Annotated in this window: 16 protein-coding genes and 10 pseudogenes; all 26 read right to left on the bottom strand. The window is 43.5% G+C overall.

What is annotated here, in order from left to right; genetic code table 11:
- Positions 1-154: 154 nt before the first annotated feature.
- Positions 155-241, bottom strand: coding sequence for a putative holin-like toxin (locus STRUR_RS11250; protein WP_231288869.1), 87 nt, complete (start codon positions 239-241; stop codon positions 155-157).
- Between the two features lie 155 nt (positions 242-396).
- Positions 397-1,312, bottom strand: a pseudogene (locus STRUR_RS03605) (LysM peptidoglycan-binding domain-containing protein); the annotation flags it as partial.
- Between the two features lie 105 nt (positions 1,313-1,417).
- Positions 1,418-1,798, bottom strand: a pseudogene (locus tag STRUR_RS11855) (glycoside hydrolase family 73 protein); the annotation flags it as partial.
- Position 1,799: 1 nt separating this feature from the next.
- Positions 1,800-2,198, bottom strand: coding sequence for a phage holin family protein (locus STRUR_RS03600; protein ID WP_006739307.1), 399 nt, complete (start codon positions 2,196-2,198; stop codon positions 1,800-1,802).
- A 17-nt stretch (positions 2,199-2,215) separates the two neighbouring features.
- Positions 2,216-4,073: pseudogene (locus tag STRUR_RS03595) on the bottom strand (DUF859 family phage minor structural protein).
- Between the two features lie 12 nt (positions 4,074-4,085).
- Positions 4,086-6,997 (bottom strand): annotated as a pseudogene (locus STRUR_RS03585) (phage tail spike protein).
- Positions 6,997-7,722 (bottom strand): hypothetical protein, encoded by a 726-nt coding sequence (locus STRUR_RS03580; protein WP_006739158.1) that lies wholly within the window; start codon positions 7,720-7,722, stop codon positions 6,997-6,999. Before STRUR_RS03580 ends, STRUR_RS03585 begins: the two are co-directional and overlap by 1 nt.
- Positions 7,719-10,634, bottom strand: a pseudogene (locus STRUR_RS03575) (phage tail tape measure protein). The gene STRUR_RS03580 and the pseudogene STRUR_RS03575 overlap by 4 nt, the downstream one beginning before the upstream one ends.
- Before the next feature lie 182 nt (positions 10,635-10,816).
- Positions 10,817-11,236, bottom strand: a complete 420-nt coding sequence (locus STRUR_RS03570) for a hypothetical protein (protein ID WP_001249611.1) — start codon at positions 11,234-11,236, stop codon at positions 10,817-10,819.
- 11 nt (positions 11,237-11,247) lie between these two features.
- Positions 11,248-11,817, bottom strand: coding sequence for a major tail protein (locus STRUR_RS03565; protein ID WP_006738724.1), 570 nt, complete (start codon positions 11,815-11,817; stop codon positions 11,248-11,250).
- Positions 11,818-11,819: 2 nt separating this feature from the next.
- A pseudogene (locus STRUR_RS03560) lies at positions 11,820-12,140 on the bottom strand (hypothetical protein); the annotation flags it as partial.
- Between the two features lie 14 nt (positions 12,141-12,154).
- Complete coding sequence (locus STRUR_RS03555; protein ID WP_006739934.1) at positions 12,155-12,523, bottom strand: HK97 gp10 family phage protein; 369 nt, start codon at positions 12,521-12,523, stop codon at positions 12,155-12,157.
- Complete coding sequence (locus tag STRUR_RS03550; RefSeq protein ID WP_006738525.1) at positions 12,516-12,854, bottom strand: head-tail adaptor protein; 339 nt, start codon at positions 12,852-12,854, stop codon at positions 12,516-12,518. Before STRUR_RS03550 ends, STRUR_RS03555 begins: the two co-directional genes overlap by 8 nt.
- Positions 12,854-12,928, bottom strand: a pseudogene (locus STRUR_RS11240) (head-tail connector protein); the annotation flags it as partial. The pseudogene STRUR_RS11240 and the gene STRUR_RS03550, both read right to left, overlap by 1 nt.
- 8 nt (positions 12,929-12,936) lie before the next feature.
- Positions 12,937-14,145, bottom strand: a complete 1,209-nt coding sequence (locus tag STRUR_RS03545) for a phage major capsid protein (RefSeq protein WP_006739004.1) — start codon at positions 14,143-14,145, stop codon at positions 12,937-12,939.
- 13 nt (positions 14,146-14,158) lie between these two features.
- Complete coding sequence (locus tag STRUR_RS03540) at positions 14,159-14,857, bottom strand: head maturation protease, ClpP-related (RefSeq protein WP_006739727.1); 699 nt, start codon at positions 14,855-14,857, stop codon at positions 14,159-14,161.
- Positions 14,850-16,145: pseudogene (locus STRUR_RS03535) on the bottom strand (phage portal protein). Before STRUR_RS03535 ends, STRUR_RS03540 begins: the two are co-directional and overlap by 8 nt.
- A gap of 61 nt (positions 16,146-16,206) precedes the next feature.
- Positions 16,207-16,551 (bottom strand): hypothetical protein, encoded by a 345-nt coding sequence (locus tag STRUR_RS03530; protein ID WP_006740419.1) that lies wholly within the window; start codon positions 16,549-16,551, stop codon positions 16,207-16,209.
- Positions 16,552-16,655: 104 nt separating this feature from the next.
- Positions 16,656-18,030, bottom strand: a pseudogene (locus STRUR_RS11105) (terminase large subunit).
- Positions 18,027-18,500: a phage terminase small subunit P27 family gene (locus STRUR_RS03515; RefSeq protein WP_006738757.1), complete on the bottom strand. Its 474-nt coding sequence runs from the start codon at positions 18,498-18,500 to the stop codon at positions 18,027-18,029. Before STRUR_RS03515 ends, STRUR_RS11105 begins: the two are co-directional and overlap by 4 nt.
- A gap of 49 nt (positions 18,501-18,549) precedes the next feature.
- Entirely contained in the window at positions 18,550-18,759 is a 210-nt protein-coding gene (locus STRUR_RS03510) for a DUF4314 domain-containing protein (RefSeq protein ID WP_006740698.1), read from the bottom strand.
- Position 18,760: 1 nt separating this feature from the next.
- Positions 18,761-19,015, bottom strand: a complete 255-nt coding sequence (locus tag STRUR_RS03505) for an Nmad4 family putative nucleotide modification protein (protein WP_006740232.1) — start codon at positions 19,013-19,015, stop codon at positions 18,761-18,763.
- A gap of 86 nt (positions 19,016-19,101) precedes the next feature.
- Positions 19,102-19,248: a DNA cytosine methyltransferase gene (locus STRUR_RS03500; RefSeq protein ID WP_231288899.1), complete on the bottom strand. Its 147-nt coding sequence runs from the start codon at positions 19,246-19,248 to the stop codon at positions 19,102-19,104.
- Positions 19,222-19,308: pseudogene (locus tag STRUR_RS11850) on the bottom strand (DNA cytosine methyltransferase); the annotation flags it as partial. The gene STRUR_RS03500 and the pseudogene STRUR_RS11850, both read right to left, overlap by 27 nt.
- The gene (locus STRUR_RS03495) at positions 19,305-20,561 is read right to left on the bottom strand and encodes a site-specific DNA-methyltransferase (protein ID WP_006739362.1); all 1,257 of its coding nucleotides are present in this window, start codon (positions 20,559-20,561) and stop codon (positions 19,305-19,307) included. The pseudogene STRUR_RS11850 and the gene STRUR_RS03495, both read right to left, overlap by 4 nt.
- Entirely contained in the window at positions 20,515-20,988 is a 474-nt protein-coding gene (locus STRUR_RS03490; protein ID WP_006738922.1) for an RNA polymerase sigma factor, read from the bottom strand. The genes STRUR_RS03495 and STRUR_RS03490 overlap by 47 nt, the downstream gene beginning before the upstream one ends.
- Between the last annotated feature and the right edge of the window lie 97 nt (positions 20,989-21,085).

Raw genomic sequence — 21,085 nt, 5'->3', positions numbered from 1 at the left:
ATGAGTTCTGAGTTGAAAATTATTGCCAGTATGTTATAATGAACATAGAAAAAGGAGCTGGTCTGCAAACCAACTCCAATGCAGAACCGTTAAAAAGACGGTAGCTCTGTTAAACGAAAATAATCCGTCCTACCTGAGCAAAAGTGGGGACGGATTATTTTTTGCCTTTGTCACTGAAGATTTTATAGCACAAACCAATCAAAGAAATGGTAAAGCTACCAAAACCAAAGATGGTTTGCACAACTTCAAACGCAGTCAAAAGTGCTCCCCCTTTCCGTCAGATTTTGATGAATTGCCCATAGGCATCACCTCTTTCTTTCAGGATCTAGGAGCCACCGTCTTCACTTTTCTACCATTAAATTATACCATATAAGCCGCTATGAATGTGGCTTATTTTAGTTTTAATTTCTGACCTACAGATATCAGACTTGGATTTTTGATGAAATTCAATTGAACCAAATCCTGTAAGTTTGCCTTGAACTTTTTAGAGATACCATAAAGTGTATCACCCTTTTGTACCGTATAGGTTTGTTCACTATGTCCGTTTGTTGACCCAGTTACATCTTTGCTCCAAGACCCAGGAATTAATACCTTCAAGAAGGTACGCTTTTTTGCTGCTAGATTGGTAAACATCTTTCACACGAATGATTTTGAAAGTCTTGCCTTTCACCCAAGATGAGATTCCTTGTCCTGTTTGATAATGTGTCGCATGCTTTTGAACAACCACAGAATCACCAACGTGATAGGAAATAGCCCCTGACTGAGGAGTATTGGTGCTGGGAGACACTGATTGAACTTGACCAGTAATCGCTTGGACAAACTCACGAGCCATGCCTTCTTTATTAGCTTCATAAGTTGCCATATCGCTATTGTTATCGATAAAAGCTATTTCTACGAGACGATAGTTATACCCACGGTTTGCCGCAACATTGGCATTATAGAGCCAGTCCACTTTCTTAAACCCACGATTCGTAAAACGACGCGCAAGAATACTAAGGAGTTTCTGGTCCAACTCATCAGGATTATAACCCGCATAAATGAGTACTTCGGCTCCTTTTGCTTGCCCATTAAAGGCATTAAAATGAAGTTCTGTAATGGTCTCGTACCCTTTTCCGATACTACCTAAGCTACGGTAGTCATAGACATTTTGCTCCGTAATATAATCAATCTGATTACCAGAGTAGCGTTTCATCAACGATGCAAACTCACGTACCTTCCCTACTTCAGTAATACCTAGTCCTGGATTCGTCGCTCCAGGATCATATCCAGTTTGTCCCTGACCATGCCCACAAATGATAAGATGTTTTCCCATAGTTTTTTCTCCTTTATGACTTAAAATACCTTCATCCCAAGTGTTGAGATGATTTCTTTCAATAAGACTGATGAGTTTAGCTCCATAATTCGGATCAGTCGCATAGCCTGCTGCTTGAAGAGCCAGACAGGCTATTTTGTAGTCTTCTTCACCAATCACATTCTGATAGTGGAACTGACGCCAGTCATTCTCTGAAAAGAATAACGCATGGTCTTTAATAGATTCCTCCCATGAGTCATACTTTCTAAAGGTGGCGGCAACCGTGATAAACTTACCATCCACATATTCTTGAGTTGGAATGACAACACGCTTTCCTTTCCAGTCAGGACTCACTTTAATACTAAAGAGATTATGATTAGGGTACTGAGCTAACAAAGACTCACCCCAACCACTCTCTAAGATAGCTTGTGCTGCTGACACGGACGGAAGAATGCCGTTCTCCCAAGACGCTAAACAGCCGTCTTTAATCTTTGATAAAAAACTCATCTTAATCTCCTTGTTTCAATTGCTTCAACACGTCTTTCAACTTATCAGGAACTGGTAGTCCAATCCTTGCCGCATTCTCAATGATAGACAAGCCTTCATTTGAGAGGTAATAAAAGATGATAGCGGTACGAACCATGCCCCCTTGTTTCAAGACATGCTCATCAATGATTTGCCCTACTGCTACTAAACACAAAAGGACAATCTTTTTGAGGATGCCCTTGAATCCGATATTGCTAGCAAGCCTTTTCTCAACTGCTGCTGCCATAAGACCTGTGATGTAATCGATGGAAATAAAGACCATTAAAGCAAAGAGAAAGCCATCAACTTCTCCAAAAATCGAACAGATAAGTCCTCCAATCGCTGAGAAGAAGACTTTATTTGTTGCCAGTAATTCTTTCATAACGACACTTTCCTTTCTTAGGCTGTCCTACGCCAACGGTAAACCGTAACGTAAGGTTGTAAGTTATTGTGTGGCTTTCCGCCACCAATATTTCCTGTATTATTCCCTTGCGGATAAGTATTAGAATTTCCATCTGATCCATAATCACGTCTAATAGCTTTATTACCATTATTAGCTGAAACATATTGAGCGTAAGAGTGTGATGGCATCTCATCAATGGCCAAGGTATGTGTCTTACTACCACCTGACTTATTAACACCATTAAACTCACTTTCAGTTTCAGATACGCCAACTAAAACTCGACCATTGCCATATCGCTCCCAACTGCCACCCATGATGGTTGCTGGACTGATGTTTGAGGTAGATTCATAAATGACACCCACTGGGTAAAAAATATCAAGAAGTTTTTTATTCTTCATATAAATCTCACCGTCAAAATAAGCAGGCAAACTCCCATCTACATCAAGCACCCCTCTTGTCCACGCTTTGCCTATCCCCATACCAGATGGACTTAAGCCGTAGACAACCTTTTCTGGACCAACGGTAAATTCAAAGGTCGTGGCATAAAAGAGGTCTGCAAGCGTTCCGATAATGGTGTAGGATTTCGTGGTATCATAGGTGCCACCTAGAGTAGCTTGGAAATCTGTCTTCGTGTGTTCTGTTGTTGACATCCAGTTGGCAGCACCACCAGCGTTTCTGAACTTTTGACCACTTGCCAAATCAACCACTTCCCATGTCAAGATTGCCTTGTTCTTTTGAACACTATTGATGGTTAAAGGGGCAATCTTAAACGTTCGTTTGACCGTCACCTGATTCATACTAGAACCAGCACGAACCGCTGAGAATGAAAAGATAGGTTTGAAATACTCTAATAGGGTTATCTCCACTTCTTTTCGAGCACTTTGTCGCCCTCTCGAATCAGTCACATAGGCAGAGACCTTAGCACGACCAATCCAATTGATACCACCCAAAAGGCCATTATTACTTGTTACCACATTTGGAAGTTGAACCCACTGATTATTCTCAAACTTAAAGACCTCTGCGCGATAACCCGTTGAAGGAATGATCGATCCGTAAACACCCGCTCCTTGATTAAAAGTCACTTTAGGGTTAGACACCAACTGGGCAAAACTTGTACCAGTTAAAATCGTTTTTGCAGTGGCATGGGATTTTGAAACAGAAATACTGCCCAAGGTTGGAACAACTGACGTCGGTAGGTTGAGGGTAATGGGAATTGTCATAGAACCTATTGTCTTACCACCATAGATAGTAGCTAGCGTTAAATGACCGTTACCTGAGGTGCTATTTGGAATTTGAGTTGCTAATTGCGATATTGATGGCGTCCAAGTTACAGAGGTCGCAATGCCTGTTCCAATGGTGCCACTGAGAGATCCAAAATGCCATGTGATATTATGGATAAAATCACTACTAGCGCGCTTAATCGTAATGGTTACGGCTTGCCCCATCATATTCCCAGAAAACTGTAGCACTCGATGACCGTGGAATATCACTTAAACGTAGCGTTTGTGACCCTGTATTCAAGGTGCCAGGCGACCAGCCACCAGACCCAGAGAAGGTCGCTGAAAAACTGATGGTTTTTGACCCATTCGAATCATGTGACACAGTGATGGTCTTATCAATCAAGTGAAGAGAACTATGAGCAGTATACATATCTGGTCGCCCTGACCAAGAAAGCGTCTGACCATTGATAGACACACTTGCCCTACAGTCATACATTCCAAAGGTCGTATAACCATTCTTTAGCCAAAGTTGGACTCGGACAGTAGATGTATTATTAGCCGTTGAAGTTCCTGTTTCTTCCACTCGTAAAAGTAGGGTATAGCCCCTATCATTATTTGAACCATAATCTGCCATAGGATCTCCTTTCTACTTGGCATCAATAAAACGACAAACTAGATGCTTGGCATTATGCCTTGCGGCTTCTAGTCGGTAATAACCAACCTGTAAGGTCTCCACAAAAACCCCATGATGAATTTTAATGACACCAGCTGTAACCGTCATAACGGCATTACCAGCTGACTTAATCATCCCTTGTGGGGTTAATTCGATATATTCAGAGTTATCCTTCTTACCAATAATCACCCCATTATCACCAGCTCTCAAATAGGTATTGACAAAGTTAAGCAAGAGACTGTTAGCTTTAAGATCTGCTTCAATAGCTGCGATACGAGCCGTATTATCAATAAAGTCTTGATTAAATTGCGCAAGGACAGCTTCATTATTCTTCTCAAACTCTTTATAAGACTTGAGCCAATCAGCTACTTCTTTTGCCAAAGCTCTCGCTTCAAGGTCCACTCGGAGAGATTCTGTCTTTTCAGTTAGAAGGTCTAATTGCTGCTTCATAAACCCGTTGTCAGCTTTGGCATCAATCTGAGCGATAAGATCATTCAAAGAAGGCCCAGGCGCTGAAGCAACGTTGCCATCTTCCAATTGAACATTTCTAAGATAAACCACATCACCTACTGACCACGAACCTGACTTTAAGTAAAAGATATACGAATAGTACTGATAACTACTTACTTTCCATGAAGAAACACACCTTTGCCAATCTGTTGTTACTTCGTAAGCTTTCGTTCCACCGAGTTCACAACCCATATTGAGTGTGACAGATTTTGAACACTTAATATCAATTGAAAAAGTCATCGTCGCACCAATTCGACTCCTTAAATCATGGAAGTTCCGATGAAAGCCTCCAGTACCTGCTTTGGTACAGGTCAACTTAATAGTCACCCCACTAACAGAACTCGTATCTTCAATTACCTCCTTCTTCCACTCAGAGGTAACAGATGAAAAAGTCATCGCTTTCATGGCATAATCGTCAATGTAATTGCGACCACCAAGTTCCGTTCCCTCAAAAAAGGATGACCAGATATAGTCACCAGGATTGGTTGAAGGGGTTGCGCTCTCCTTATTGACTGCTAGACCAAGGTAACGTTTGCCTGTTGGAATGGCAGAGAGTCCTTCTCCCTTGTCACTATCTGCATACATCCGCCAAGTATAAAGGGTCTTTCCGTCCTTACCAGCCTTTCCATCCATACCCTTGTCCCCATATACACCGGTGACAACAGGTGTTGTTACTGTCGTTGAGCCATTGGTGAAAGTGGTTTTTTCATAGTTCCACAGATATTTAAGCGTTGAGGTGAGAAAGGGAATGGTTTTGCTCCAACCAGAGTTTGTTGCTGTTACACTAGTCTTTTGTGCAGAGACTAAGTAGTACTGCTCCCTTAATTGAATGCCCACCCCATCTGCTCCAGCATCCCCCTTTGGTCCAGGGGTTAAAGAGATAGCTTTAAGATCAACTTTTGTCGCTAGGCTTTCCCCTCTCACCTTTAGGAGTGGCGTATCAATGGAAAGACTCCCATACCTATCCAAACTAAAGACTGGGGTGTGCTGGCCAGGAATAACGACCTTGTCTGCTTCAATTTCTAGGCTCTTCACATACTCTGATAGAATCTGTTGGGAAACGAGTCTTGTCATCCATGATGAACTAGAGACGGTTAACTCATCAATCGTAGCTTTTTGAAGGCTGCGACTCGTGCTTCAAGGGCATCTGTTGCCAGATAATCAAGCGCAGCTTTCTTCCCAGAACGCTCGCCTTCTGCTTTGGCCATAGCAATACCATCTTCAACTTCTGTTTGAAGACGCTCAAACTGCCTGTCAAAAACCTTGTTAAAGTTTGCTCGTTCCTTAGACGCTCGGTATTCTGTAACCGATTGATTGACGTCAAGAATGGTCTTGGCCGCACTGGTTAGCGAATGGGGCCCAGATGATCCAGAGGTTGTAAAGCTAACCTCATTATCAAAGGTCACCGAAAGATACACTTCTTCTAGAGCGTCAAAGGTATAACTAACTGCCTTTTTCTTAACATCTACCTTGTGCTTTTGACTTTTAAGAGTGACTGTATCTCCCAGATGGACTTCTTGACCATCAAGCTGATAAGCTTCAACGGTTATCTGTCTAGAGATGCTATCGATGTGCTCATGCGTGAACTTAGCCATCGCCCATTGGCGCAATTCTTCCTCTGTCTGAAGCGTGTTATTCTCATACCATGCTTCGTGGACATAAGGGTATTGGTTAATGAGGGGAATTTCCACAACTACAGAAAGAACGGTATCCTCATCACTACCTTCTGCCTGAAAGGTTGAGGTCGCATAGATGCGCGTAATGACCTTCTCAGAATCACCCTTATCCTCAAAAGCTTTCAGATTGTGATGGCTTGTGAGAATAACTCCCTTATCGTTGCCACGGTGCTGCTTAACTATCAGCTGAAAATTATCACGGACAAGCTCACCTTCCCAAGTTCCAAGGAGTGAGTGCTTGCCATCCATTAGAGCTTGGTAAAGTGTCAAGTCTTCGTCAGACACATAGGTATGACGCTCCGTCACATCACTGTCAAAGCTAAAAAGTCCTAAATCAGATGGACAAGCCTCAACCAGCCTCATCAAGACTGATTGACAAGTCGTGTTAGTCGCTGAAAAAGGCTTAATCTGACGCTTCATCATATCATCTGAAATGTGATAGCACTCAAGCTCTATCGTATCGTCTTGAATCTTTGCCTGCTTAACACGAAAGAGCTGCTTTCCCAAATCAGGAGTCGGACACAAAACCAACTCGTCTGTTCTAAGGGTTTCATAAACACCTGAATCCGTAATCGGATAAGTTAAACGTAGCTGAAAGGTGCCATTCAACTCCTCTTCTACCGTTGCACTCACCGTTTCAAATAATTGTTGGCCATTCCATTTTGCTGTCTTTGTTTGACCATCAAGAAGGTAAAGCATCACACCCACCCCCAATTCGTCTCAAAAGTGAGCGATAATATCCCACTGCCTAAAATCACTCCGACAGATTGTGTTGGATGACTAGCATCAATCGTGATAAAGTCTCCAGACCACTTGACAGCTTTCCCTGATAGAGTCTTAAAACTAGGACGATCTGGGTGATTAACCATAACAAGAGGCTCTGTAAATTTCTCAATGTGAATCACCTGGTCACCTACTGTAAACGAAGTCTCTGATACGGATTGACCAGAAATGGTAATGGTAGGAAAGGAAAGGGCAGAGCCTTTTGTTTTTAATACACCGTTGGCACTCAAAACTTGCCTATCCACACTCTTAAAAAAGCGAGTGGGGTGGCAGATAAAAGTCACATCAATCACATACACATCGTGGTCATCCTGCTTGATGTCAAAGCTATCCGTTCGGTAACACCAAAGCCTGGTGAGCTTAAGGCGTTCACTTTCTAGCCAAAAACCTTCCTGCATCAGAAAGGCCGAGAACTCATCGACCTCTTTCTCACTCGAACCAATCAGATACAAGCGGTAAGGTTTCTCAATCACATCACGATGTTTATTGGTTTGAACAATCGCCCCACTCAACCCACGATGGTCTAGGAGTTGAGTTTTAGACCGTGGCACTTGAATGCTCGGTCTATCTTCCACAAGAACTTTAAAAGGAAAAGACGAGGTGCCTTTTCCATTCAGTACCAATTCATTATGTTTAATCACACTGTTCCTCCTCTCAGTAAATCTTGTCGAGTCATTTCATCAGCTAGTTGACCAGCTACATAGTCGACTAGTTTTTTCATATCTGCTTCTTCACGAATCACAACATCTGTGATATTGACCGTTATGGTTGTTCCCTTGTTAGTCATGGTAGCTGCGATGCTGCGACCGATACTGCCAAGAGTCTGGTTATTAAGGGGCAAGACGGCTTCACGTCCTGCTTCTCCTCCAACCATCAAGCTGTTCCCTGTGATACCAAATGCCGTTGGCTTGGTGAGAATCCCACCCTTGGCATACCTCTGAATGGAAATCTTAGGTAAGCCCCCTTCAACCAATCAAGGGGATTCGCAGAACCAGAAACACTAAAGTGTGGCAGAGGAATATGCGGCCACTTAATCTTGAAGTTAAAGAGGTTCTTAATGGCATTGATGGCTGAAGAGACCGTATTTTTTTGACCCATTGATGGCATTTGTAATGGTCGATTTGACCCCATTCCAGACAGAGGACACTGTGTTTGAAATACCACTTAGGACACCTGAGATAGTAGCCTTCATTCCGTTCCAAACGGAAGATACCGTTGAGCCAATACTAGATAGAATGGAACTAATCGTGGACTTAATGCTATTCCAGACATTACTAACGACAGATTTGATACTATTGAGTAAGTTTGTCATGGTGCCTTTAATGCCATTCCAGGAATTGGAAATGAACTGAACAATGGCACTTAGAACAATCGAAATCAGTGACTTGATGGCTTCCCAAACTGTAGAGACGACCTGCTTGATGGCTTCCCAGGCACCTGACCAATCACCAGTGATGAGTTGCATGACTGCCTTGATAATACCTAAGACAACATTGATGGCTGTTTCAACGACCACTTTAATGATGTCCCAAGCTGTCGTGATAATCAGTTTGATATTCTCCCAACTGGCTTGAAGGTAAGGTCCAAGAATTGTCATGATGGTTTGAATGACTGTTGAAATAGCTGTCCACACAGTGTTTGCGGCATTAAGAATTAGCTGTTGGTTCTCTGTCCACCAAGTAGTCAATGTTCCCCATATCGACATGACAAAGCTTGATATCTGTTGGATAATGACAGATAAAAAGGCATATATGGCGTTCCAGATTTCTGTCACAGCTGTTCTAAACCCTTCGTGATGTTGCCAGAGTTGCTGAATCCCAACAACCAGTAAGGCAACAACGGCAATGACACCAAGAATAATCCCTACGATTGGAGCTGCTGTAGTTATCATCCCCATGATGGTTGTTCCCATAGCCGTAGCAGCTGCTTGCAGGGCAATGAAAATCGGGAGGACTAAGCCAAGGGCTGAGACCAAACTTCCGACAATAACAATAAACTGCTTGACTGGCTCTGATAGCCCAGAAAACCAAGTGGCAACAGCTTGAAGCAAACTCGCTAATATTTCCAAGATAGGAGCTAGGGTTGCTGCATTAGCGTCTCCCATTTCAGCCATCGCTAACTTCGCCGTATTTTGAGCGGTTGTAAACTTATCAATAGGATCAAGCGTCCCCTCATAGGTCTGTGTTACAATCCCAGCTGCCTTTGAGAGTGACGAAAGTGCTGCAGAAGAATCAACCCCTGCTTTTTCAAACTGTCCCATCAAGGTGATGCCCTCATCAAAGGAAAGGCCAAGGGCTTTGATTTGTGGTGCGCCGGCTACCGCCTTGTCAATCAACTCTTGGACACCAACACCTGTCGCTTGGCTGGTATAAGTAACCGTGTCTAAAACGCTTGATAAATCAGTCGCTTCAAGTCCATAGGCCTCAATCGCTTGTTTGACTGAAATGGCTGAGCTCGTCACATCACTCCCATTGATTTCAGAGAATTGAATCAACTGGGTAGAGGCTGATTTAAGGGCATCTCCTGTTAACCCAAATTGCGTATTCAACTCCCCTACGGCACTTCCTGCCGTATTAAAATCCGTTGGGAGTTCCGTGGCTAGGGTTTTGGCGATGTCTGTCATCTCTTCAAGGGCAGAGCCTGTCGCCCCAGTCTTTGTGACAATGATATCCATCCCCTCATCAACTTCTAGAAAAGCATCCAAGGATTGTTGACCGAAGTCAATCAACTTCTGTGACAACTCTCCCAGTTGGTCACCAAATTCCATGAGAAGGTCAGCCTTTAAGAGGTTGTTTGTCTCCTCCAAAGAAGCCTTGGAAGTCGCAGAGCTAGAGGCCAACTCTTTCATCTTATTTTGGAGATTGTTGTAAGCTATCTTTGTCTCATTAAGAGTTTTCTCAAGCTTATTAGCTTCTACCGAATTCTCCCCATACTCGCTCTTTGTCAAAGAGAGTTGTTGTTCCAAATTATGTATCTGTTTCTCAAGGATCTCTGAATGAGAAGTAACCTTTTGTTGAGCAAGTGCCAACTTATCAGCCTCACTTGCGGTAGTTGCTAATGCTGATTCTTGTAGCTTAAAGGAACTATTGAGTTTTTCGCTTTCTGACACCAACTGTGCCTGCTCATTTTGGAGACGATTGAGCTTGGACTGATTGGTTTCAACCTGCGCTCCGTTTTCTGAGAGAGCTCTGTTAACACTTTCTAGCTTTGATTCATAGCCCTTTAAGACTGTTTGAGTACCCTCCACCTCACGCTGGAAGGCACGGTATTGGTCTGCACCTATGTTACCGGACTTGAACTGAGCCTCGACTTGAGACTGAGCTTGACGAAGAGTAGCGAGTTTCTCCTTCGTCGTCTCAACTTGTTTGGCTAAGACTTCCTGCTTCTGGGTCAAAAGAGTGACATTTCCAGTATCAAACTTGAGTGCCTTGTCAATCTGACGTAATTCTTTAGTGGCTTCAGAAGCCTGTTTATTCACACCCTTTAAGGCATTTTGTAAGGGATGGGTATCACCACCAATTTCAATGGTGATCCCCTTAATGTTTCCTGCCATCGTCACTCCTCCTCCCTACTAGAAATTGTCAAAGTCTGCTTGGGTAGCTTTGCGAACACCAGTCTCACCTCGGCTTCTTAGCTCCACATAATCCGTCTGGTAATCCAGAGCCATACCAATCGAGATGTGCTTTAAGTCATCAATGGAAAGGCCAGTCTCCTTACAACAAGAGAGGTAACTCTCTACCGTGAAGATTTCCTCGCTCGCTGTTTCGGAAGTTTCTGCTTTTTTCTGGTTGTCATCCCTTGGTTAAGCATGGACATTAAGACCGGACCAACTTCCTGAAGTGGGAACTCCTCCATCGACATAAAGAAATCCTCGAAGGGTTTGATTCGAGGATTGGCTGACTTGGCAAAGACCCAAAAGAGACGGTGGAAAAAGGTCATGTCGAAATCAGACAAGATAGATAGGTCAATCTGACTAGCCTTTAACTCTTCCCCCTCTTCCAATTGCTCAAGTTGAGTCATGATGGATTCCGCACTTAACATGTTAAAGAGATCCTGGAAATAATCTTTTCCAAATTGTTCCTTATAAGCAATCGGTGTATAGGCATTCGTTGCCAAGGGATAGGTTTTCCCAGCAATCGTGATATTTTGTCGCATGTTCTCCTCCTTTAAGCAGATGGTTCAAAGACAGACTTAAACCAGTTCTCACGAATCTCATCATTGGTTTCTTCAGTCGTTCTGCGGCGAACAATCTTATCAAGTGGGCGCGGACTTGCCGTAAAGGTTAACTCTACCTCATTGATATCAGACCCAGACTTGGTTTTAGAGCCTACAGTTGGGTGTGACGCATAACAGTAATAAAGCACATGAAGGGTCTCTTTCTTGTCCCCTTCAAATCGAAACATCAGTGCAAAGTTTTTCTTCTCGCTATTTGCAATCTCTGAAATGGTGTTAGTTGTCGCATCCAATTTCTCACCTAGAACACGAGTCAGAAACTCCTGTGATAAGAGGGCAACTTTCAGTGTTCCCTCATAGCCGTCATTAGACTCAGTCGTGTAAAAGTTGATGTTGTCTGCCTTGTAAGACCCCTTGTCTCCAGTGGGTTCAAGGGTTAGTTCTGCAGCACCACGAAGTCGCTCGACAGTGCCATAAGTCAAAGCCCCGTCAGCTCCCTCACTGGTGACTTCTGCCCAGTGGACATCTTGTAGGCCAAAGGTGACCTTGTTTTTTTCTGCCATGGTTATCCTCCTAATAGTGTGATGGAATAAATGGTTTGGTAGAGTTTCTCACTAGTGATGTAAGTCTCTACCTTGTCAAAATAAAGACGGTGGGCATTAAGAACTGATTCCACCGTTTTTTCTGTTGCTAAATCTTTCATTGTCGTGTAAAGCTCAATCTGGACGTTGAGCCTTTTGTGATAAGTCCAGTTATCGGCCCCAAGATTATCTGAATTCGTGACCAGATAGACCACAAAAGGGGGACTTGGACTGTGCCCTTCCTCAAAATGGTGATAGGCTACTGGGTGTTTGGTCTCTTTTAAGGCTTGAAAGAGTTCCTCAAATCACATAATCCACCTCACAGTTTCTGTCGCAATTTGACTTCAAACGACTGAATCGCCTTTTTCTCGACAGGAGCGATGTGCTTTCTTCCTTCCACCCGACCACCGTTTTGTTTAGCATGCCCATCTTCAAGCAGATGCGTCAGCCCTGGCGTTCGGTTGTGAATGGTTTTCGTCAAAGCGGTATTGGTGTCAGTGGTTGCCTTGCTTTTCCAGCCCTTGGCATACTTTCCTCGTCGTTTTGGAGAAGTAACTTTTAAGGTATCAACGGCATCGTCTGTCACTTCCTCAACCACCTCACGCATGACATCTGTGGTCTCTTTGGCATAAGTCGTCAGCTCCTTTTCGATGACAGAAGCTAAATCATCAAGTCCAATCTTAGTCATAAAGCCCCTCCTTGGTCGCAACGATGTAAATCAAGCTTCGAGCCACAGTATCGCCATCAATGGACTCGATAGCATAATACTGGTCACGAAAGTATATTCGAGTCGTTAAAGAATTAAGAGCAAGAACAGCCTTATCGTAGCGCAAGGTAAACTGCACCTTGTTATGAATCAGTTTTGTCGCACTCCCATCACTTTCAGTTAAAGCTAGTGGACGACAAGAACACCAACGTATAAAGAGGTCATCCCAAATGGCTAACTCGTTTCCGATGTCGTCCTGCTTGAGTCGCTTTTCTTGAAAGACCAACTGTTCTCTTAGAGGCGCAATCTTCATCAGAACACATCCTTTCTATCTGCCAAAAGCAAATGATAGAGAGTTTCCTTTAACTCCTTGTGATTGGCTTCTTCTAGCGTTATCATAGACCTTTCCCTTTAATGGTGAGTATTTTCACTGCTTCGGGAAGAACCAATTTCCCATCCACACGTTGGCTGGCAAGAAAACCAATCTGACCATTGTTTGCATAAAGCTCATTGAGACGCTTGAAGGTACGCCCTTGACGGTACGCAATCCAGTAGTAAGAGAAATCACCAAAGGCAATAGCTTTGTTTCCTGCTTCTGGAAGTGGCGCAAAAGTTGACGTGTAGTAAGGACGGTTGAGAATCAAATCAGGTTGACCAGCTTGTGTTGATGGTTGCCAGATGTAATTGCCATTATTGTCCTTGAGCTTGCGGATAGCCTTAACCGTAGTATCATGGAGAATCCAGACCGCATTCTTACGATAAGGAGCAGGAAGCGAGTGGTAAAGCTCAATCATGTCATCAAAGGTGATGTCTTTGGTTGCGGTCGTTGGTCCTTCTACATCTGCTTGCGTGAAGATACCCGTTGGTTTTTTAGAACCATCACCCACCAAGAATGATTTTTCTTCCTCCGTACCGATACGACGTGCAAACTCAGAAGTCATGTAAGACTCAAGGTCAAAGACAGAGTCATTGAGCAATTCTTCTGAGATACGGATTGCTGTACCAATCTTATGAGAATCAAGAGTTACTTGGCCAAAGGTTTCATCTGTCTCTGGATAGAGCCCATTTTCGTCCATCCAAGAGGCAGAACCATGACCAGTAACAACTGGAATATTACGCTCACCACTAGAGGTTTTGATAACAGTTGCCAAGCTACGGAAAAAATTTTCTTCCTGAAGCCCTTGTACCAATTTCTTCTCGTATTCATCAGGGACAAGGTGTCCGCCTTCTGTGTCTTCACCGACACGAAGAACATCCTTCACGTCATAGAAGTTTCGCTTACGGACACTGGTCCAGAAAGTCTGGGTGTAGATGTCTGATTCCACACCTTTCTTTTCATCTTCTTTTTGGTTGTCGACGATGACTGTTGGCTGCGTCGTTAGAGCATGTGAGTTCGGTTGCGCCAGTTCAAGGTCAATCTTTTCTTGGCGCTCCAAGCGAGCAATTTCTTTATTGTAGAGCTCGATTTTAGCTTCCATTTCCTCATAGCGTTTGGAATCTTCATCTGATACCAAGCCGTCTTCAGAGCGAACAGTATCCAGAAAGGCTTTCGCTTGAGCCCAAGCAGCGTTACGTTTTTCTTTCAATTCAAGTAGTTTAGACATAGGTATTCTCCTTTTATTTCAATAGGTTCAATCGTTTTTCCAACTGATTGATGGGGGTCGTTTTCTGTGGTTTGGGTGGTTGAAGGCTCGCTTGCAGTTTCACCACCAAATCATGAGCAGCAGTCACTCTACTAAAGGTGTAGCTATTTTGATGATCCTGCTCAGGTGTCTCCTCTTTCTCAAAGAGCACCTTATCCGCAAAACCAAGCTCCACAGCTTTCTTGGCATTGAACCAAGATTCCGAATCCATAAGATGAGAAATCTTGGTTCTGGAAAGTCCAGTTCTAAGCTCATAGGCATTGATAATGGACTCCTTAATTTCGCCAAGCATCTCAATGACCTTGGCCATATCTTTAGCTTCACCTTGCGCCAACGTCCAAAGGTTATGAATCATCATCATGGAAACTGGACTCATGGAAACTGTTGTCCCTGCCATGGCGATGACACTGGCAACACTCGCAGCTAGACCATCAATGATGACATGGACATCGCCCTGATAATCCATAAGCATGTTATAGATTCGAGCGGCCGCAAATACATCACCCCCTGGACTGTTAATCCAGAGGGTGATGTCGCCTGTTCCTGCTAACAAATCATTCTTAAAGAGCTGTGGGGTGACTTCATCCCCAAACCAAGTCTCGTCCGCAATCTGTCCCTCAATCCGAAGGGTGCGGACTTCTCCTTCGTCAGTAAAATTCCAAAATTTACTCATCTTTTTCCTCCTCTGGTGGGTCTTCAGCTGGTTCCGTTTCTGTCGGTTGCTTCATGAAACCACCAGCATCTTTTAATTTGGTCATGTTTCCGTTAATCAAGTAGAGGTTTCCGCCTTCTTCATCAGAGAGCAAGTTCAAGTCTTCTAACTCACGAATGTCATTAGTCGAAAGCCAGCCATTTTGCCGTGCGATGGCATAACCATTCATACGGATTTGGTAATCGCCACGAAGCAAACCGTCTACATTGAACTTGATAAGGTAGCGTTTCTTCTCTTCGGGTAAAAAAAGAGACCTCTTGAAGGCTTGTTCTAAACGAACTACCCAAGGGTCTAAGGTATATTTGACAAATTCAAGTGACTGTTGTTCGATATTTGAAAAAGACGACTTCTCCAAATCACCAACCATGTGTGGTGGGATACGGTAAAGTCGTGCAATTTCATTAATCTAAAACTTCCGTGTCTGTAAAAATTGGGCTTCTTCAGGGGGAATTCCAACTTGAGTATACTTCATTCCTTCTTCGAGTACAGCCACTTTATGCGCATTTATGACCCCATTGTAAACGGCATTCCAAGAATCTCTCACTCGTTTAGGGTCTTTAAGGATACCTGGGTGCTCCAAAACACCACCTGGATTAGCGCCATTTTTAAAGAAAGATGCCCCATAGTTTTCGGTAGCTAGGGTCATCCCAATCGCATTTTTAGCCATCGCAATTGGTGAGTAACCAATCAAGCCATCAAACCCAAGACCAGGCACATGAAGAATATCTTCCTGCTTCAATAAGACAGTTCCCTTATCATCGAAATTAGGATTTTCTTCTGTCTGCCGCTGGTATTTGTAGTAAAGTCTCCCACTATCATCACGATGGACAGACATCTTATCAGGCAAGAGTGGATAGAGACTAATCACTCGTCCACCCTTATCTCTGATAATCTGCACATAAGCATTTCCCCATATTAACAAATGACTCATCATGGTTTCTCGAAAAATAAAGGATGACATTTCTGGATTTGGCTCATCATGAAGAAGAAAGTACAGTGGGTGGTCCAGCTTTTTCTCCTTCCCAGTTTCTGTCCGTTCATAGACGTGAATAGGAAGTGACGCTACTGCTTCAGCAAGGATACGCACACAAGCATAAACGGCCGTCGTCTGCATAGCCTTAAATTCATCTACAGTTTCACCACTGGTGGTCCGTCCAAAGAGATAGGAAAAATCCTGCCCCTCATAGCTATTTCGAGCAACAGGTTCAGCCCTTGCCCTTTTTAGTCCTAGTACATCAAGTAATCCCATAGTCCCTCCTTATTTTTAGGTACGAAAAAAGCACCTCGTTTGAAGTGCCTTTAGTCTTTTCCTACATTGTTACCAATCTACCTTCTTCAAAGCAATACCATTTGTTGCCGCCTTCTTGGAAAAGATAAATGTATTCTGCCATGGTGTCCTCAGTCAATTGGCTAAGGCTACCAATAAAGCGATGGTGCTGGGCTTGACCTTGTAGATCATCGTGTTCGATGTCTGCTAGAGCTTTTTCCAGTTGAATAATATCGCCCTTCTGAAGTAATTCTCGAATTGCTTTTTCTGATTTGAAGTGTTTCTTGAGAAGCTCTCCAGTGTATTCTGGGTAACCTTCGTAAGCTACCTCGATAGTTTTTGCGGTTTTATTTTTAGTTACCAATCCAATACGTGCTCTTGTTGCCATGGTCTTGTTCTCCTCTTCTTTTGTTGGTTACATATTAACTCTACAGGGGAGACTTATCCAGTCATTTCTGATATAATTTTGAAGAATTTAATACAATTTTAAAATTAAAAACTCAATATCCCTCGCTCATCATAGACACTGGCTTCATCACCTTGGTGGCGAATGCAGCGGTCAAGCCCCATGCCCTCAAGGTTTTGGACCATCTGTGTTGCATTCCAGCGGTCATAGGCAATCTCCTTGATGTGATAGGTTTCAGAGAGCTGTTCAATAAAGGATTCGATGAAACCATAGTGAACGACATTCCCTTCTGTTGTCTTGATGTAACCCTGCCTTTCCCAAACATCGTAAAGGACATGGTCTCTTCGACACCTCAGCTCCAAAGTATCTTTTGGTAACCAAAAGAAGGGCAAGATGATGTGGTTTTCCTCACTGTGTCGTGGTGGAAAGACCAAGACAAAGGCTGTGATGTCTGAGGTGCTAGAAAGGTCAAGCCCAGCGTAACAGTCACGACCTTTAAGTGCCTCATAGTCAATCGGGTCATTCATTCCCTTTGGCATACACATGTTCAGGTATCCAAGCCACACTAGAACTCGTCCACATATTGAGACGGAGCTGCTTAAAGACATTCTCCTCTGCTGGGTTATCAAGAGCCTGTTGGTAGGCTTCACGAACACGGTCAATTCCAATCGTATGACCAAGTGATGGATTAGCTTTTAGCCAGTTGGATTCGTCATTCCAATCATCTTCATCTGATAAACCATACACCACAGGATAAAAAGACGTATCTTTCTTTCGACCTTTGAGAATATCAAGTGCCTTGGTATGAAGTTCATAACAGATAGAGTTTTTATCAGTTCCAGCTGTTGTGATGATGAAAAATAGAGGTTGTTCCCTGGCATCCCCTGAACCCTTGGTTAAGACATCATAGAGATGGCGATTGGGTTGGGCATGGATCTCATCAAAGACAAGCCCCGACACGTTAAGTCCGTGCTTGGTTCCTGTCTCAGCTGAGAGAACCTGGTAAAAACCAGCGTTGGAATAGTTCACTATCCGCTTTGTCGCTCCCATAATCTTGGAGCGTTTCTCAAGCGGTCGGCTCATGAGAACCATTTGTTTGGCAACGTCAAATACAATGGAAGCTTGGTTACGATCACAAGCCGCCCCATAAACTTCCGCACTGGCTTCATTGTCAGCATACAAAAGATAAAGGGCAATTGCTGCGGCAAGCTCTGACTTGCCGTTTTTCTTTGGAATCTCGATGTAGGCTGTCAGAAACTGACGATTACCATCTTCCTTAACAATCCCAAAGAGGTCACGAACTATCTGTTCCTGCCACGGCAACAAATCAAATTTTTTCCCTGCCCACTTACCTTTGGTGTGGGAAAGGTTATTGATAAAGGTCACTGCCCTATCAGCCTTTGCCTTGTCGTAATGAGACGTCGGAAGCATAAAGGGACTCGGTTCATAGTGATAAGTCATCGAATACCTCCTAACAAATCCTCCATCTCATCACCAGTACCAACCTCTGCGTCCATGGTCGCTAAACGATTACGAGCTGAAGGTGTTAAAACAAACTGCTCACAGAACTTAAGCATGATTTTCAGGTTGGTCTGACTGATGGATACCTGTGGCACTTGCTGGAGATATCCATTTGGGGTCTTGATGATGGAACCATGCTTAGAGAGAAACTCCTCTGCTTCCTTCCAACGTGCATAGGCTTGGCAATAGCCTGCGAAGGCTGTCAGATCCATCTCCGTTAATATGCCCATTTGTTCGAGGATTTTACCCATCCGTTTCCATTCCTTCTTAGCATCGTCTTCGAGCCACTGTGGGCAACGTGGGGCTTTATGTTTGGGTTTGACCTCGTTAGTCGGTAGAGGTCTCTTCCCAGGGTTTCCTTCAAGTATTTTCAAATTGGTAGGCTTTGGTTTTCGCCCTCTAATTGCCACGGTCTCACCCCCTTTTTGGTACAAGAAAAAGGCTTCAAACAGAAACCTTTTAGATTTTTTCAACACTATCAATACCGTACAATACGTTTAAGCTCTGCCCATTGTCCCAATAGACAATAAGTGAACCAATGTCATCCACATCAAGAACCGTGCCAAGTGTCCCTACTGGAACTGGGCGAGGGTCATCCATCTGGACTAATCTCACCCTTGTCCCCTCTGGGTAGGTGGACTTGATTCGGTTTAGAATCTTGTCGTTCATCCTATGCTCCTAATGTTTCAAATGCCCATTTAACTGCATGTCCTTGGTCCTCGAAGGTTTCTTCTGAATCAATGATAAGGTTGAAGCGTCGTTCTCCCTTTGAAAACTCGTCAAGGCTTTCAACTGTTTCGAAGATGTGAAGGTTAACACCTTTGTAGCTTTGGTAGGCTATAATCAACCAGTTCTTGAATGGCACAATGCTTGCGGTTGCTGGGTAAAGGCTGTAAGCATTTTCTAGGGTTGTTTGTGTTGTCATGGTTTTGTTCTCCTCTTCTTTTGTTGGTTACATATTAGCTCTAGAAAAGACTTATATCCAGTCATTTCTACTTATTTTTTTGCAGATTATTTTGATAGTGTCGGAGCAACTTCTTCCCACAGCTGGTTGGTATCTTCGGTGATATAAGTCACTTCCATATCTGTGAACTGACCTTTATCAATACCTGTCTGGATTTCATCTACGTAGTACCCAAAGCAGGTTATCCCTGCCAACTTCAACCCACGACGAAAGCACCCCACTCCTGCAAAAAAATCAAGAAAGGTTAGGGTCATGAGTATCCCTCCATTACTTCTAGTGCTTGGTCATAGGTCAAAGTCTCACCGTTTCGGAGTACTGTCACTTCCCTATTACCAGTTGACTCCATGAAGCGTTTGACAATCACATCCACAAACTTTTCATCCAGTTCAATGCCGTAGCATACTCGACCAGTTTGGTCAGCTGCCATGAGGGTTGAGCCTGAACCAAGAAAGGGATCAAGGATTAACGTTCCTCGCATGGAAGAGTTTTGAATAGGATACGCCAAAAGCTGAATCAGCTTCATGGTTGGGTGGTCTTTACTTGACTTAGGACGGTCATATTCCCAAATGGTGGTCTGCTTACGGTCACTGAACCACTGGTGTTTTCCCTTTTGTTTCCAACCAAAGAGACAGGGGTCGTGTTGCCATTGGTAGGGACTACGTCCGAGAACCAGTGAGTTCTTCTTCCAAATGTAACAACCACTCAAATAAAAACCAGCGTCCTTAAAAGCCTTACGGAAATTCAGACCTTCCGTATCCGCATGGAAAACATAAATAGACGCATCAGCTTCCATGTGACTTTCCACTTGGGTAAACATGTCGTAGAGGAATTGATAGAAGTCACCGTCAGACATGTTATCATTGAGGATTTTTCCAGCTGTCTCTTCCACATCAACATTGTAAGGCGGGTCCGTCACAACGAGATTGGCTTTCTTATCCCCTAGCAATTGGTCGTAGGTTTCTGCCTTAGTTGAGTCTCCACAAATCACTCGGTGCTTTCCAAGTTGCCAGAGGTCTCCATGTCTTGCGACCGTTGGTTTCTTTAACTCTTCTTCCATATCAAAGTCGTCTTCAGACAAATCCTTGTCGTGGACGTTGGAGAGAATGTCATCAATCTCTGGGGGTTCAAAACCAGTCAGGTCAAGGTTGAAATCAGACTCTTGCAAGTCCAAAAGCAAGTCTGCTAGAAGCTGGTCGTCCCATTGACCAGTGATATTATTGAGGGCAATATTCAGTGCCTTTTCATCTTCCTTAGACAGAGAGACAATGACGCACTTAGCCGTTTCATACTCGAGGTCTTTCAATACCGTCAAGCGTTGGTGACCCCCAATGACTGTCAAATCCTCGTTGACAATGATAGGGTCAACATAGCCAAACTTGAGTAGGCTTTGTTTAATCTTTTCGTACTCTTTATCACCCTTCTTCAGTTTCTTTCGAGGGTTATAAGAGGCTGGTTTTAAATCACTTAGAGAAAGTTCCATAATCTCCATCTTGGGTTGCGTTGTCATTTGTTACTCCTTTTCTAAATCGATATTCCACGTAACAAGGGTGTCCGCAGAACTTCCTTGTTGGGTTGGCATAGGATAAAAAAGACCTGCCACAGTTTTGGCAAGTCAATTCATCGTATGCAGTTTTTGTTTTATCATGTTGGCTTTGATGGTTTCGCCACCAAATCGCTCGGCAGCTATTTGAGCAGAACTTTTTAGGTCTACCTTGGACGGCATGGTGTAACTTTTTCATGCAGTTCTTACAATAAGGACGTTCTCCTTCATCAAGCTGATACTTGACGAACTGACCCATTCCTTTTAACTCTAGGTGTCTACGGCAATATTGCTTCACCGAACCAAGAGACAGGTTTAACATTTGAGCAATGGCACCATAGCCAAATCCATCTCGCCTAAGTTTCCAAATGCCTCGCCGCTGATTATCGTTCATTTGTTTTCCTCCAAGAACTAAAAATTGTTGATTTCTCTATTTTTCATGTATTTACCCCCTTCTAAAACAAGCTAAAACAGACACTAGCAAACGATAC

This window comes from Streptococcus urinalis 2285-97, from assembly GCF_000188055.2.
GTDB lineage: Bacteria > Bacillota > Bacilli > Lactobacillales > Streptococcaceae > Streptococcus > Streptococcus urinalis.
Note: the sequence above shows the minus strand (reverse complement) of the source record. Positions and strands in the feature narration are given on the sequence as shown.